This is a genomic window from Microlunatus sp. GCM10028923 (genome assembly GCF_042666975.1).
Classification (GTDB): Bacteria; Actinomycetota; Actinomycetes; order Propionibacteriales; family Propionibacteriaceae; genus Microlunatus.
This window is the reverse complement of the sequence record NZ_JBHTFF010000002.1, coordinates 1-13374: the sequence shown is the minus strand read 5'-3', so window position 1 is coordinate 13374 and position 13374 is coordinate 1. Positions and strand designations below refer to the sequence as shown.

The following is a 13374-nucleotide window of genomic DNA, read 5'->3' as shown; positions in this document are numbered from 1 at the left end:
GGCAAGAAGAAAGCTACCCGGTCGAGTCTGCCCGCCGCGAAACGAGAAGACGATCCGACGTGGCCCAGGGCCGGCCGGTACGACACCGGCTCACAATCTACCCCGCATCGCTCCGGCGAACCTGGTTCCCGCACCGCACCCACGGTGCTGGTGCTCGCCGTGGTGGTCTGGGCCATCGCCCTGACCGCCGGGATCGCGGTCTGGAGCACCCGGACCGATACCAGCGCCGGGGCCGGGTCGGCGGTCCCGCCGAACCTGCCCGAGGCACCGGGCGGTACGCCCGAGGAGACCCCGCCGCCGTCCCCGGAACCGGAGCCCGACCCGGAGAATGACCGGTCGGAGCGACCGTCCCGCTCCGATCCGCCGGCGTCGAAGAAGCCGAAGAAGAAGGAGCCGCAGATCCCGGTCGCCGGCCCGGGCACGTACGACCGGCAGCAGCAGACCGCGAAGCCCGCCGGTGATTCCGGGCAGGTCCTGACCTACGACGTCCGGGTCGAGAAGGGGCTGCCGTACCGGGTCGAGGACATCGCCAAGGCGATCCACACGATCCTCAACGACGAGCGGTCCTGGACCGGGACCGGAGACTGGCGGTTCGAGCTGGTCGGGCCGGGCGAGGAGGCGGACCTGCACGCCTACCTGGTGACGCCGAAGACCACCGACAAGCTGTGTGCGCCGCTGCTGACCGGCGGCGAGGTGTCCTGCCGCAACGGCGAGAAGGTGGTGCTGAACGCGAAGCGCTGGGCGTTCGGTGCGGAGGCGTACGGGGACGATGTCGCCAACTACCGGCGCTACCTGGTCAACCACGAGTTCGGGCACGCGCTCGGCTTCGGCCACGTCGGCTGCCCGGGCCGGGGGCGGCCGGCGCCGATCATGATGCAGCAGACCAAGGGCGTGGACGGCTGCCGGCCCAACCCGTGGCCGGCCGGCGACGATGAATGAACCAACCCTGACCGAGCTTCGCCCAAGGACCTGCTGATGTTGATCTTGCTGCCGCCCTCCGAGGGCAAGGCCGCGCCGACCCGGCGCGGCCGTCCGGTCGAACCGGACCGGCTGTCCCACCCGGAACTCGCCGAGGCCCGGCTCACGGTCCGGGACGCCCTGATCAAGGCCAGCGGGCATGCCGACGCGCTGGGCATCCTCGGCGTCGCGCCCGGGCTGGCCGCGGAGGTGGACCACAACACCCGGCTGGACACCATGGCCGCGCAGCCGGTGTCGAAGGTCTACACGGGCGTGCTCTACGACGCGCTGGCGTACGGAACCCTGTCGACCACCGCCCGGCGCCGGGCGACCCGGTCGCTCCGGGTGCAGAGCGCGCTCTGGGGACCGGTCGGACCGGGTGACCGGATCGCCCCGTACCGGCTGTCGATGGCTGTCTCACTGCCCGGGATCGGTCCGCTGGCGCGGTTCTGGCGGTCCCGGCTCGGGCCGGTGCTCGGCGACCTGGCCGGCACCGGGGTCGTGGTCGACTGCCGCTCGTCGACGTACACGGGCGCCTGGCAGCCCGCCCCGACCGCCGTACACCGCTACCTCGCGGTCCGGGTCTTCACCGAGGTGGACGGCCGGCTGGTCGCGATCTCGCACCAGGCCAAGCACACCCGCGGCCTGGTCGCCCGGCTGCTGCTGGAGGCGCCGACCGCGCCGCGTACGCCGGCCGCGGTGACCGAGCTGGTCGCCGCCGAGTACCGCTGCGAGCTGACCGACCAGGGCCGGCGCGGCTTCAGCCTGGACGTGATCACGTGATCACGCTGCGGCGGCTGGACGAGCGGGACCGGCTCGGGTTCGAGGCGGACGGAATGCTGCCCGGTCCCGTCGACGGGCTCCGCTGGCACCCGGAGTATCCGACCGAGAACACCTTGATCGGCTACCGGCTGTCCGTGGAGGCTGGGCAGCCGGAACCCGACACGACTCCCTGGTGGATGTATCACGTGGTCCGCGACCGCGAGGTGGTCGGCAACATCGGATTCCACGGCCCGCCCGATGATCACGGAACCGTGGAGATCGGCTACGACATCGTGGATTCCCTGTGGGGACAGGGAATCGGGTCGGCGGCCTGCGCCGCGATCGTCGGGATCGCGCGGAACGCCGGGGCCGGTCAGGTGATCGCCGAGACGGAACCGGACAACGTCGGGTCGCAGCGGGTGTTGATCAAGAACGGCTTCGTCCGGTTCGGCGCCGAGGAGCCCGGCGCGGTGAGGTTCCGGCTCCGGTGGTGATCACGGCCGAGACCCGTACGGTCACTCTGGACCACGACGTGATGCTGGATTCGATCATGGCCGGGCTGCGCCGCGGGGCGGGCGACCCGACCCATCGCCGGATCGGCAACGGCTGGCTGCGGGTCTCCCGGACGCCGGACGGCCCGGTGTTGATCATGATCGACGCCGCCGGCCGGACCGCCCGGGCCCGGGCCTGGGGCGACGGTGCGGCCTGGGCGCTGGACCAGTTGCCGCGGCTGCTCGGCGCCACCGACGACCCGTCCGACTTCCGGCCACTGCCCGAGCATCCGCAGCTGGTCGAGGCGCACCGGCGCTTCCCGTCCTTCCGGGTCGGCCGGACCGAGCGCGTGATCGAGGCGATCCTGCCGTCCTGCATCGAGCAGGTGGTCACCGGCAAGGAGGCGTTCCGGGCCTGGCGGCTACTGGTCACCGAGTACGGCGAGGTGCCGCCCGGGCCGGGCGGCGACCCGGAATCACCGGCCTACGGGATGCGGGTTCCGCCGACTCCCGAGGTGTGGGCGCGGGTGCCGAGCTGGAAGTTCCTGCTGGCCGGCGTCGAGCAGCGGCGCAGCCGTCCCCTGGTCCGCGCCGCCGGCCGGGCCGCCGCCCTGGAGCGGACCCTGGCGCTGAGCTTCGCCGACGCCGACCGGGCCCTGCAGAGCCTGCCCGGGATCGGGCCCTGGACCTCCGCCGAGGTACGGCAGCGAGCCCACGGCGACCCGGACGCGTGGAGCATCGGCGACTACCACGTCGGCAAGGCGATCACCTGGGCGCTGACCGGCGAGAAGCTGGACGACGACGCCTGCACCGAGTTGCTCGAGCCCTACCGCGGGCACCGGTACCGGGTCCAGGTGCTGCTCGGGATGGCCGGCCTCACCCCGCCCCGCCGCGGCCCGCGGATGACCCTGCCGACGCACACCCCGTACGCGACCCGCGGCAGAAGTTGATCACGCGGGAGGACTGTCGCCAGAACTCCTCAACTCGAGCGCTGGAGCGCTATATCGCCGCTAGCGGTCGAGTTGAGGAGGTTTCGCGACAGTGAGCAGCCGACGCAGGTCGTCGGCGATCCGCGGCGCCGCGCTGAGGCGGTCCAGGCTCCACCGGATCGACGGCTCGTTCAGCGGGCTGCGGCCGGCGGCCAGGAGGGTGCCGAAGCCGACGGCGGCCGCGACCAGGACCCGGAAGGCCACCGCGAACGGCAGCGCGTCGAGGTCGGCGTCGGACAGCGTGAACTCCCGCCGGTAGCCCGCGGCCATCGCCGACAGCCGGGCCGGATCCGGCGCAGCCAGTGGGCCGGTCAGGCCACCGGTGGCGCACGAGACGGCCAGGAACCCGAGATCGATCACGGCCGGCCCCGGGCCCGAGCTGTCCCAGTCGATCATGATCACCGAACCGTCGGCGGCGAGCAGGCTGTTCCACGGATGGGCGTCCCCGTGCAGGAACACGGAGGTCAGGCCGTGGCCGAAATCCAGCCCGGCCCGGCAGGCAGCGATGAGCCGATCCGCCACGACCCGCTCGGCCGCGGTGCCGCGACCGCCTGCCGCGGCCAGCCGGCTCAGGCCGAACCGAAGCTCACCCGCCGGGAGCATGCCGGCCCGGTCGACCACGGGGAGGCCGGCCGGTGGGCCGGCTGCGGCCTGGATCGCCGCCGACCCGTCGCGGTGCAACTGGCCCAGCGCGCCACCGAGCCGACCCAGCGGCTCCGGGTGAAACGGGGTCGGCCTGCCCTCGACGTACCCGATGATCAGGATCTGGACGGTCTCGGTGTCGGATCGGAACTCGGTCACCGTTCGGCCGTTGCGGTCGGTCAGAACCGGCGGGACCGGAAACCCGGCCCGGTCCAGGGCGCTGAGCACCGCGGCGTAGCGGTCCAGACCGGCGCCGACCCGGATCACCCAACGCTCCTCGCCGGTGATCAACAGGTAGACCGGATGATCATCGACGAGTCGCTCGACTTGGGGATCGGCCACGTCGTAGCGTTCGGCGACCAGGGCTCGGAGTCGTTCGGGATCCGGCACCGGGCTCAGGACGACCGCAGTTGGTCGGTCAGGCGGGGCGCGGTGGAGGCCAGGCCCTCCAGGGTGGTTGAGCCGGGCAGCCGGACGGTGAACTCGGCGCCGCCCTGGGCGGAGCGGCCGGCGGTGACGCTGCCGCCGTGCCGGTGGACGGCCTGCGCCACGATGGAGAGGCCGAGGCCGGTGCCGGGAGTGTTCCGGGAGGTGTCGGAGCGGTAGAACCGGTCGAAGACGTACGGCAGATCCTCCTCGGCGATGCCCGGGCCCTGGTCGGCGACCCGCAGCCGGTCGCCCTCGAGCTGGACCCGGATGGTGCCGCCGGGCGGGCTCCATTTGACCGCGTTGTCGAGCAGGTTGGTCACCGCCCGCTCCAGGTTGTCGGCCTCGCCGATCACGTAGAACGGGTTCAGCTCGACGTCGAAGGTGAGTCCCGGTCCGCGCCGCCGGACCCGGTCCAGGGCCGCGTTGACGACGTCGCGGAAGTCGATCGGCTCCGGCGCCGGCTTCACCCGGTCCTCGCGGGCCAGCTGGACCAGGTCGCCGATCAGCGAGGTGAACTCGACCAGCTGCGCGGACACGTCGTGCAGGATCTCCTCGCGGTCCTCGGGCCGCAGCATCCCGCTCTCGGCGTCGGACACCAGCAGTTCGATGTTGGTGCGCAGGCTGGTCAGCGGGGTCCGCAGCTCGTGGCCGGTGTCGGCGATCAGCTGCCGCTGCCGTTCCCGCGACGACGCCAGCGACCGCAGCATCCGGTTGAACGACTCGGCCAGCCGGGTCAGCTCATCCTTGCCGGAAGCCACCTCGATCGGCTTCAGCTCGTCGGTCGCGGTGACCCGTTCGACGGCCCGGGTCAGCGCGCGTACGGGACGCAGGCTGGACCGGGCGATCGCGGCCCCGGCGGCGGCGGAGATGATCACGCCGGCGCCGCCGAAGATGATCAAGACCAGCCAGAGCGAGCTGAGCGCGTCCTGGGTCGGCTGCAGCGGCCGGCCGAGCACCAGGGCGTACGAGGGCAGGCCGCGGATCGGCACCGCGACGATCCGGTACGACTCGCCGTCGGTGGTCATGCCGGTCCGGGCCGACGGCTCGGTCTGCAGCCGCGCGACGGCGAGTTCCTTCGGCCCGAGGATCAGGTGCGTTCCCTCGTCCGGCACGTAGTAGATCTCGCCGTCGGCCCGGATCGCCGCGACCGACATGCCGCCGGCGCGCAGCCCGACCTCGGTCAGCCCGCCGAGCCGGCCGATGTCCCGGGCGACCGAGACGGTCAGGTCGTCGGCGATCGCGGTCAGCTCGGCGTCCATCGCCCGGTACAGCGAGATCCGGATCGTCAGGTAGCCGGCGATGCTGGTCACCGCGACGGCGAGCGCCACGGCGACCGAGGTCAGATAGGCGACCCGGCTCCGTAGCGGAAGCTTCCGCCACTTCCGCCTCAGCGGGCTGACCATGATCCCGGAACCATGATCACGGCGGGGTCTCCCGGAGCACGTACCCGACGCCGCGGACGGTGTGGATCAGCCGCGGCTCGCTCTCGGCCTCGGTCTTGCGGCGCAGGTAGCCGATGTAGACCTCGAGCGAGTTGGCGGTGGTCGGGAAGTCGAAGCCCCAGACCTCGTTGAGCAGCCAGCTGCGTTCCAGCACCCGCCGCGGATGTTCCAGGAACGCCTGCAGCAGGGCGAACTCGGTCCGGGTCAGCGTGATCGCGCGGGGCCCGCGGAGCACCTCCCGGGTATGGGTGTTCAGGATCAGGTCGGAGAAGGTCAGGCTCTGCTTGGACGGGTCGCTGGACTCCGCGGTCGTACCGGCTCGCCGGACCAGGGCCCGCAGCCGGGCCAGCAGCTCGTCCAGCGCGAACGGCTTGACCATGTAGTCGTCGGCGCCGGCGTCGAGGCCGTCCACCCGGTCGCCGACGGCGTCCCGTGCGGTGAGGACCAGGATCGGGACGTCGTTGCCGGCGGCGCGGAGCATCTGGGTTGCCTCCAGCCCGTCCACCCGGGGCATCATGACGTCCATGATCACGGCGTCCGGACGGACGGCGGCGAGCCGAGCCATGGCCTCGGCACCGTCACCGGCCGTGCTGACCTCGTACCCGTTGTAACTGAGCGAGCGCTTCAACGAGTCTCGGACGGCCTGATCGTCGTCGACAACAAGGATGTGCATGCCCCCAAGCATCCCAACCGCCGCCAGCTCCCGAGCGCGCGGGCTCTCGCGGCGTGTCGAACGGCTGGCAGGATCCTGGAGATGGAGGTCCTCCCATCCTTGGCGGTACGGATCCGGGCGCTGCCCGGGCCCAGGTCCCTGGTCGCGCTGGACGGGCCCGACGCGGCGGGCAAGACCACCTTGGCCGACGCTCTCGCCGGCCTCCTCGGCCCGTCCGCGACCCGGCTCTCGGGCGACGACTTCCACCATCCGGCGGAGCGGCGCCGGGCCCGCGGCCTGACTGCCGAGGCCTACCTGGAGGACACCTTCGACGTCGCCGCGCTGGCCGCGGCGCTGCGCGGGTTCGCCGCCGGGGACCCGTACGTCCTCGTCGGCATCCATGACCTGGACACGGACGAACCGCGCCGGACCGAGCTCCCCGTACCGCCGCGGAGTGTCTTGATCATCGACGGTGTCTTCCTGCTCCGTCCGGAGCTGGCGCCGCTCTGGGATCTGAGCATCTATCTGCACGTCACGGAGCAGACCACCCTGCAGCGAGCGGTCCGGCGCGACCTTGATCGTTTCGGTGACGCGGCGGAGGTGGAACGGCGCTATCGCCGGAAGTACCTGCCCGGCCAGGCGCTCTACCGCGCCCGGCACGACCCGCTCGCCCGTGCGGACCTGGTGCTGGACACCACGGAGCCGGCCCGGCCCAAGATCATCAGTCCGGCAACGGACGGGTGATCGCCCGGATCAGCAGGTGCAGCGGCCGCAGGTCGGGCCGGCTGTCGTCGAGGGCGGCGAGCAGGTGCGCGTGCTGGTGGGCGGCCGCGCACAGCGTGACGGCGTCGTCCAGGCCGATCGTGAACTCCTGGCCGACGTTGTGCAGCAGGTCGTAGAGCAAACCGCGGAACCGGGTCAGGCATTCGTCCTTGTACGTCGCGTACTGCCGGCCGACGCTCCGGTGCCGGGCCGCGTAGAGCATCAGCTCCTGGTTGATGAAGATCAACTCCGGGTCCGGCCGGGCGGCGCCCTGCAGCACGTCGAGGGCCGCGGCGATCAGTTCGTCGATCGAATGATCACGGTCCAGCGGCAGTTCGGCGATCTGTTCCAGCGCCGCGTACTGCTCCTCGACCTGGCGCTTCAGCAGCGCCAGCACCAGCTCGTCCTTGCTGCCGAAGTTGGAGTAGAAGGCGCCGCGGGTGAAGCCGGCCTCCTCGGAGATCTCCTCGACCGAGGCGCCGATGATGCCGCGCGCGGCGAAGATGCGGACCGCCGCCGCCATCAGCTTTTCCTGCGTCTGGGCGCGGCGGGCCGACGGCCGCGCGGCTGCCTCGGTCATGGTTGCGTCCCCTTTGTCGACAGATCGGACCCTACCGGTTGTGGTGCTGATCACGCGCTGTCGAGATTTGCATACACTTCTGTATTGGATACATTACTGTATCGAAATCGTCAGCGGTTCGGTTCGGGGGTAGGCCATGTCGTCCTTGCTGTACCGGCTCGGTCGGTACGCGGTCCGCCGGCGCATCGCCATGCTGCTGGCCTGGCTCGCCGTGCTGGCCGCCGTCGGCGGGATGGCCGGGCTGCTCGGCCGGTCCTTCGACGACGCCTTCACCCTTCCGGGTACGGAATCGCAGGCGGCCCTGGACTCGCTGTCCCGCACCTTCCCCGAGGTGAGCGGCTCGGCCGCCCGGATCATCGTGGTGGCGCCGGACGGCGAATCGGTCCGCGACCCGGAGCTCCGGACCGCGGTCGAGGACAGTGTCGAGCGGATCCAGGACTTCGACCTGGTGAAGGCCGCCGCGTCGCCGTACGACAAGAACATCGACGGGGCGATCGCCGCCGACGACAGCGCCGCGATCGTGTCGGTACAGCTGGAGGGTGCGGCGGCCACGATCCCGGAACACATCCGGGAGGCGCTCCGGCACGAGGCGGAGACGATCGCCGCCGCGGTGCCCGGCTCGACCACCTCGATCGGCGGCGAGGTGTTCAGCGAGAACATCCCGAAGCTCACCGCGACCGAGGGGATCGGCGTGGTGATCGCGTTGATCGTCCTGTTCTTCACCCTCGGGTCGCTGCGGGCCGCCGGGATGCCGCTGCTCACCGCGCTGCTCGGGGTCGGGATCACGATGGCGTTGATCTTCGCCGCGACCGGTCTGGGCACCGTGTCGTCGACCACCCCGATGCTGGCGCTGATGCTCGGCCTGGCCGTCGGGATCGACTACGCCCTGTTCATCCTGGCCCGGCACCGTGATCAACTCGCGGCGGGCATGGCGGTCGAGGAATCGATCGCGCGGTCGGTCGCGACCGCCGGCTCGGCCGTCGTCTTCGCCGGGATCACCGTGATGATCGCGCTGATCGGCCTGGCCGTGGCGCAGATCCCGTTCCTCACCGTGATGGGCGTGGCGGCCGCGATCGGCGTCGCGATCGCCGTGGCGGTCGCGCTGACCCTGCTGCCGGCCCTGGTCGGCTTCGCCGGCGAGGCACTGCGGCCCAAGCCGCGCAAGCCGCGGCGGAACAAGGCGCCGCGCGCGGAACGGATCCCGCTCGGCACCCGCTGGGTCCGGCTGGTCACCAAGGTTCCGGTGATCACCGTCGTCGTCGTGATCGCCGGGCTGGCCGTGATGTCCATCCCGGCCAAGGATCTCCAGCTCGCGCTGCCCAGTGACGGGGCCGGCGCGCCCGGTGCTCCGGCCCGGGTCACCTACGACCTGATCAGTGATCATTTCGGGCCCGGCCACAACGGCCCGTTGATCGTCTCCACCACGATCGTCACCTCCGACGACCCGCTCGGCGTGATGGACGGGATCGCCGACGAACTGCGGGAACTGCCCGGCGTCGCCGAGATCCCGCTCGCCACGCCGAACCAGAACGCCGAGGTCGGCATCGTCCAGGTGATCCCGGAGACAGCACCGGACAGCGACGAGACCAAGGACCTGGTGCTCCGGATCCGGGCCCTCAAAGATCATTTCGAGGAGAAGTACGGGGTCACGATCGCGGTCACCGGCTACACCGCGGTCGCGATCGACGTCTCGGACCGGCTCGGCAATGCGCTGTTGCCGTTCGGGATCCTCGTGGTCGGGCTGTCCCTGGTGCTGCTGACGATTGTGTTCCGGTCGATCGCGGTGCCGATCAAGGCCACGGTCGGCTACCTGCTCAGCGTCGGCGCCTCGTTCGGGGCGACGGCGGCCGTCTTCCACTGGGGCTGGCTGTCCGGCCCGCTGAACGTGCACCAGACCGGACCGGTGATCAGCTTCCTGCCGATCATCCTGATGGGCATCCTGTTCGGGCTGGCGATGGACTACGAGGTGTTCCTGGTCTCCCGGATCCGGGAGGACTACGTGCACGGCGGCGACGCGCGGGACGCGATCGGGACCGGGTTCTCCGCCTCGGCCAAGGTGGTGACGGCGGCCGCGGTGATCATGTTCGCCGTCTTCGCCGCGTTCGTCCCGGAGGGCGAGGGGGCGATCAAGGCGATCGCGTTCGGGCTGGCGGTCGGCGTGTTCGTCGACGCGTTCCTGGTCCGGATGACCCTGGTGCCGGCCGTGCTGGCCCTGCTCGGCAAGGGTGCCTGGTGGCTGCCGCGCTGGCTGGACCGGCGGCTGCCGACGTTCGATGTCGAGGGCGAGGGGCTGGCCCACCAGCTGGCGCTGGCCGACTGGCCGGCGCCCGGCGATGATCATCTCGTCTATGCCGAAGGCGTACCGGTCGGCGGCGAGCCGGTCTCGGTGGCCGTCCGCCCGGGCGACGTGTTGATCATGGACGGCCCGGACGAGGCCGGTCGCCGGGCCCTGCTGCTGACCCTGGCCGGGCGGATGCGGCTGACCGAGGGCCTGGTCAAGGTGGCCGGACTGGTGCTGCCGAGCCAGGCGGGTGAGCTGCGGGCCCGTACCGCTGTGGTCGCGGATGACTGGGACGCCGCCGCGGTCGACGAAGCAGTCCGCAGCAAGGCGTCGTTGATCTTCGTCGACGGCGAGGGTACGGCTGCCGGGCGGGACCGGCTGGCCGGACAACTCGACGCCCTTCGTGATCTTGGCCGCGCCGTCGTCTGGTCGGTGCCGGACCGGGAGCGGATCGACGGTGTGGTCGGCGGCCCGTACAGCTATCTCACGCTCGGCCGGGCGCACGACCTGGCCGACGCGCACCACGGATGATCAAGGAAACCCCATGCTGAAGCTTGAACGTGCCCGCTCCGGGAACCCGGTCGGCCCGATCGCGATCATCGGGCTGATCCTGATCCCGATGATCATCGCCGGCGGCATGCTGCTGGCCACCTGGCAGTCGGACACCAGGCTCGGCCGGGTGCAGGCGGCGATCGTCAACGAGGACGAGGCGGTGAAGCTCAACGGGCAACTGGTCCCGCTGGGCCGGCAGCTGGCCGGCGCCCTGGTCGAGGGCGACCCGGACGACGCCTCGGCACCGAACTTCGACTGGGTGCTGAGCGACGAGGCCGACGCGGCGGACGGGCTGGCCAGTGGCCGGTACGCGGCAGTGGTGACCATCCCGGAATCCTTCTCGGCCGACGCGACCTCGTACGCGGCCAACGACGCCGACAAGGCTCGTTCGGCGACGCTGGACGTCAAGACCTCGCAGGTCTCCGGCATCGCCGACCCGGTGGTCGGGCAGGCGATCGCGGCGGCCGCCCAGACCGCGGTCAACAAGCAGCTCACCGAGGAGTACCTGAAGAACATCTACGTCGGCTTCAACGACACCGGCAAGCAGTTCCAGAAGGTGGCCGACGGCGCCGGGGAACTGGCCGACGGTGCCGGTGAGCTGGCCGACGGGCTGCACCAGACCTCCGACGGCACCGGCCAACTGGCCGGCGGCCTGGCCGACCTGAACACCGGAGCGAAGGGCCTGGCCGGCGGCGTTCGTGATCTTGACAAGGGCGTCGGCCAGTTCGCCGACGGTGCCGGGGAACTGGCCCGGCAGACCCGCGACCTGCCCGGGCAGGTCGGCCAGCTGGCCGACGGCGCCCGGCAGTCCGCACAGGGCGCCGGCGACCTGGCCGACGGCACCGCGAAGACGGCCGACGGCGCCGGGCAGCTGGCGAAGGGGATCCGCGACTCGGCCAAGGGGGCCGGAGACCTGGCCAAGGGCGCGGACGCGGCCGCGAAGGGGACCGGCGAGTTGGCCAAGGGTGCACGGAAGTCGGCCGAGGGCGCCCGCGACCTTTCCGACGGCGCGAAACAGTCGAGTCAGGGTGCGGCGAAACTGAATTCGGGTGCCAAGGAACTTGCCGCCGGTGCCGAGCAGAACGCCGACGGTGTCCGCGAGTACGCCGACGGCGTGGCCGACTACACCAAGGGCGTCGCCGGGCTGAACACGGGACTCAACGGCTACAAGGACAGCATGGAAGGGCTCGCCGAGGACGGCATCAAGTGCCCGGCGGAGATTCCGGAGCCGGCCTGCCCGGTCTTCCTGGCCGGCTTCAAGGCCGGAGCCGGTGCGGCGGTCGAAGGCTTGGAGCACCGGGAGGACGGGAACCCCAGCCTGATTCAGCTGTCTGGATCACTGGCGGACGGTGGTCCGGAACTGGCCGAAGGTGGCGATCAGCTTGCGACCGCGGCCAAGGGATTGCAGGCCGGCATCGACGGGATCGCTGACGGCGTCGCCAAGTTTGCCAAGGGTCTGCAGCAGCTGGCCGGCGGCAATCAGCAACTGGCCGTTGGCCTTGATCAACTCGCTGACGGCGGTGATCAACTCGCCAAGGGCTCAAAGCAGGTGGCCGGCGGGACCGAGTCGCTCGCGGGCGGTCTTGATCAACTGTCCGACGGCGGTGATCAACTGGCCGACGGGACCGGGCAGCTCGCGACCGGAACGAAGCAACTGGCCGGTGGGCTCGATCAACTCGCGGACGGGACCGGGCAGTTGGCGGACGGGATGCCGGCGCTCTCGAAGGGGATCGGGGAGCTGGCCGACGGGGCTGCGGAGCTGAAGACCGGGACCGCGCAGCTGAGTGACGGGGCCGCGCAGTTGGCCGACGGCACCGGTCAGTCGGCCTCGGGCGCAGCCGAGCTGAGCAAGGGCGTGGGACAGCTCGCCGACGGCGGTGATCAGCTGGCCGACGGAACCACGAAGCTGGCCGACGGGCTGGCCGACGGCGCGAAGCAGTTGCCCAGCTACACGTCGGCCGACCGGACCGTGCTGGCCGACGTGGTCTCCACGCCGGTCACCACGGAGCGGCCCGACCAGGCCTTCGCGGACAGCGCGACGTCGACGTTCCTGGCCGTGTTCGCGCTCTGGATCGGCGCCCTGGCCACGTACCTGATCGTGCAGGCGGTCAGCTCCCGGGTACTCACCTCGATGAAGTCGTCGGTACGGATCGCGCTGGAGGGCTGGCTGCCGGGCGTGATCATCGCGGCCGTCCAGTCCGTCGTGCTGGCCGTCATGCTGAGAGTGCTGCTGGACCTGTCGGCCGGACAGACCGTGGGCCTGATCGGCTTCACCCTGCTCGGCGGCCTGACCTTCGTCGCGGTGAACCACGCCCTGGTCGCCTGGTTCGGTGGCGTCGGCCGGTTCGTCTCGGTGATCATGGTCGTGCTGGCCACCGCCGGCGCCATCACCGCGGCCGTGCCCGCCGTCTTCGACGTGATCCGTCCCCTGCTGCCGCTGACCCCGGCCCTGGACGGCATGCGCGCGATCGTCACCGACGGGCCCGGCGTGAGCTCAGCCATCCTCTCCCTGCTGGCCTGGCTCGTCGTCGGTCTGGGCGCCGGCCTCCTCGCCGTGGCCAGGCGCCGCATCCTGTCCAACCCCGCCACCGCCTACGCCCACTGACAACCCGCCGACCGGGCACAACCGCAGCCGCTTTTGCGGCGTGTTGCTGCACTTGTGCCTGTGAGGATCGTCAAGTGCCGTTCGCGGCGGTGGGTCTGACCCGACTTGTGCCTGGTCTGGTTTGCCTTTGACTGGATCTGTCGGCCTGTCGTCGCGTGCGGTGCTTGCTGCCACCGGGCGGCTGGGGGCGTGTCCCGATAGGGGCCTTGCTGTCACAAGAGCGCCGTCAC

At 71.3% G+C, this 13374-nt stretch carries 11 protein-coding genes; 7 read left to right on the top strand and 4 right to left on the bottom strand.

Going from position 1 to position 13374, the window contains the following annotated elements; all coding sequences use genetic code 11:
- Positions 1-144: 144 nt before the first annotated feature.
- From ACFQU4_RS04240 to ACFQU4_RS04225, 4 genes are read left to right on the top strand one after another with little or no spacing between them, the layout of a single operon-like run.
- A complete protein-coding gene (locus ACFQU4_RS04240) occupies positions 145-939 on the top strand; it encodes a DUF3152 domain-containing protein (RefSeq protein ID WP_377487383.1) in 795 nt (264 codons plus the stop codon).
- Between the two features lie 36 nt (positions 940-975).
- Positions 976-1740: a YaaA family protein gene (locus tag ACFQU4_RS04235; protein ID WP_377487381.1), complete on the top strand. Its 765-nt coding sequence runs from the start codon at positions 976-978 to the stop codon at positions 1738-1740.
- Positions 1737-2213: a GNAT family N-acetyltransferase gene (locus ACFQU4_RS04230; protein ID WP_377487379.1), complete on the top strand. Its 477-nt coding sequence runs from the start codon at positions 1737-1739 to the stop codon at positions 2211-2213. Before ACFQU4_RS04235 ends, ACFQU4_RS04230 begins: the two co-directional genes overlap by 4 nt.
- Positions 2210-3160 carry a DNA-3-methyladenine glycosylase family protein gene (locus ACFQU4_RS04225; protein ID WP_377487377.1) on the top strand — a complete coding sequence of 317 codons (951 nt, stop codon included), beginning with the start codon at positions 2210-2212 and terminating at the stop codon, positions 3158-3160. The genes ACFQU4_RS04230 and ACFQU4_RS04225 overlap by 4 nt, the downstream gene beginning before the upstream one ends.
- Before the next feature lie 60 nt (positions 3161-3220).
- On the opposite strand, the gene ACFQU4_RS04220 is transcribed toward ACFQU4_RS04225, so the two are convergent.
- The 3 genes from ACFQU4_RS04220 to ACFQU4_RS04210 are packed head-to-tail and all read right to left on the bottom strand — an operon-like array spanning position 3221 to position 6385.
- Positions 3221-4231 carry a phosphotransferase enzyme family protein gene (locus ACFQU4_RS04220; RefSeq protein ID WP_377487375.1) on the bottom strand — a complete coding sequence of 337 codons (1011 nt, stop codon included), beginning with the start codon at positions 4229-4231 and terminating at the stop codon, positions 3221-3223.
- A gap of 5 nt (positions 4232-4236) precedes the next feature.
- Positions 4237-5673: an ATP-binding protein gene (locus tag ACFQU4_RS04215; protein ID WP_377487373.1), complete on the bottom strand. Its 1437-nt coding sequence runs from the start codon at positions 5671-5673 to the stop codon at positions 4237-4239.
- Between the two features lie 16 nt (positions 5674-5689).
- Complete coding sequence (locus tag ACFQU4_RS04210) at positions 5690-6385, bottom strand: response regulator transcription factor (RefSeq protein WP_377487371.1); 696 nt, start codon at positions 6383-6385, stop codon at positions 5690-5692.
- A gap of 81 nt (positions 6386-6466) precedes the next feature.
- On the opposite strand from ACFQU4_RS04210, the gene ACFQU4_RS04205 reads away from it, so the two are divergent.
- Positions 6467-7108: a uridine kinase gene (locus ACFQU4_RS04205; RefSeq protein WP_377487369.1), complete on the top strand. Its 642-nt coding sequence runs from the start codon at positions 6467-6469 to the stop codon at positions 7106-7108.
- Here the strand turns inward: ACFQU4_RS04205 and ACFQU4_RS04200 are convergent.
- A complete protein-coding gene (locus tag ACFQU4_RS04200; RefSeq protein ID WP_377487367.1) occupies positions 7086-7706 on the bottom strand; it encodes a TetR/AcrR family transcriptional regulator in 621 nt (206 codons plus the stop codon). The genes ACFQU4_RS04205 and ACFQU4_RS04200 overlap by 23 nt on opposite strands.
- A gap of 136 nt (positions 7707-7842) precedes the next feature.
- Between ACFQU4_RS04200 and ACFQU4_RS04195 the strand changes: the two genes are divergently transcribed.
- The gene (locus tag ACFQU4_RS04195; protein ID WP_377487365.1) at positions 7843-10518 is read left to right on the top strand and encodes an MMPL family transporter; all 2676 of its coding nucleotides are present in this window, start codon (positions 7843-7845) and stop codon (positions 10516-10518) included.
- 13 nt (positions 10519-10531) lie between these two features.
- Positions 10532-13144, top strand: a complete 2613-nt coding sequence (locus tag ACFQU4_RS04190; protein ID WP_377487363.1) for a YhgE/Pip family protein — start codon at positions 10532-10534, stop codon at positions 13142-13144.
- Positions 13145-13374: the final 230 nt, after the last annotated feature.

Bases quoted from the DNA above. Each gene is read 5' to 3' on its own strand.
- ACFQU4_RS04210 (WP_377487371.1), bottom strand. From the start codon at position 6,385: ATGCACATCCTTGTTGTCGACGACGATCAGGCCGTCCGAGACTCGTTG.
- ACFQU4_RS04195 (WP_377487365.1), top strand. From the start codon at position 7,843: ATGTCGTCCTTGCTGTACCGGCTCGGTCGGTACGCGGTCCGCCGGCGC.
- ACFQU4_RS04200 (WP_377487367.1), bottom strand. From the start codon at position 7,706: ATGACCGAGGCAGCCGCGCGGCCGTCGGCCCGCCGCGCCCAGACGCAG.
- ACFQU4_RS04205 (WP_377487369.1), top strand. From the start codon at position 6,467: ATGGAGGTCCTCCCATCCTTGGCGGTACGGATCCGGGCGCTGCCCGGG.
- ACFQU4_RS04215 (WP_377487373.1), bottom strand. From the start codon at position 5,673: ATGGTCAGCCCGCTGAGGCGGAAGTGGCGGAAGCTTCCGCTACGGAGC.
- ACFQU4_RS04235 (WP_377487381.1), top strand. From the start codon at position 976: ATGTTGATCTTGCTGCCGCCCTCCGAGGGCAAGGCCGCGCCGACCCGG.
- ACFQU4_RS04190 (WP_377487363.1), top strand. From the start codon at position 10,532: ATGCTGAAGCTTGAACGTGCCCGCTCCGGGAACCCGGTCGGCCCGATC.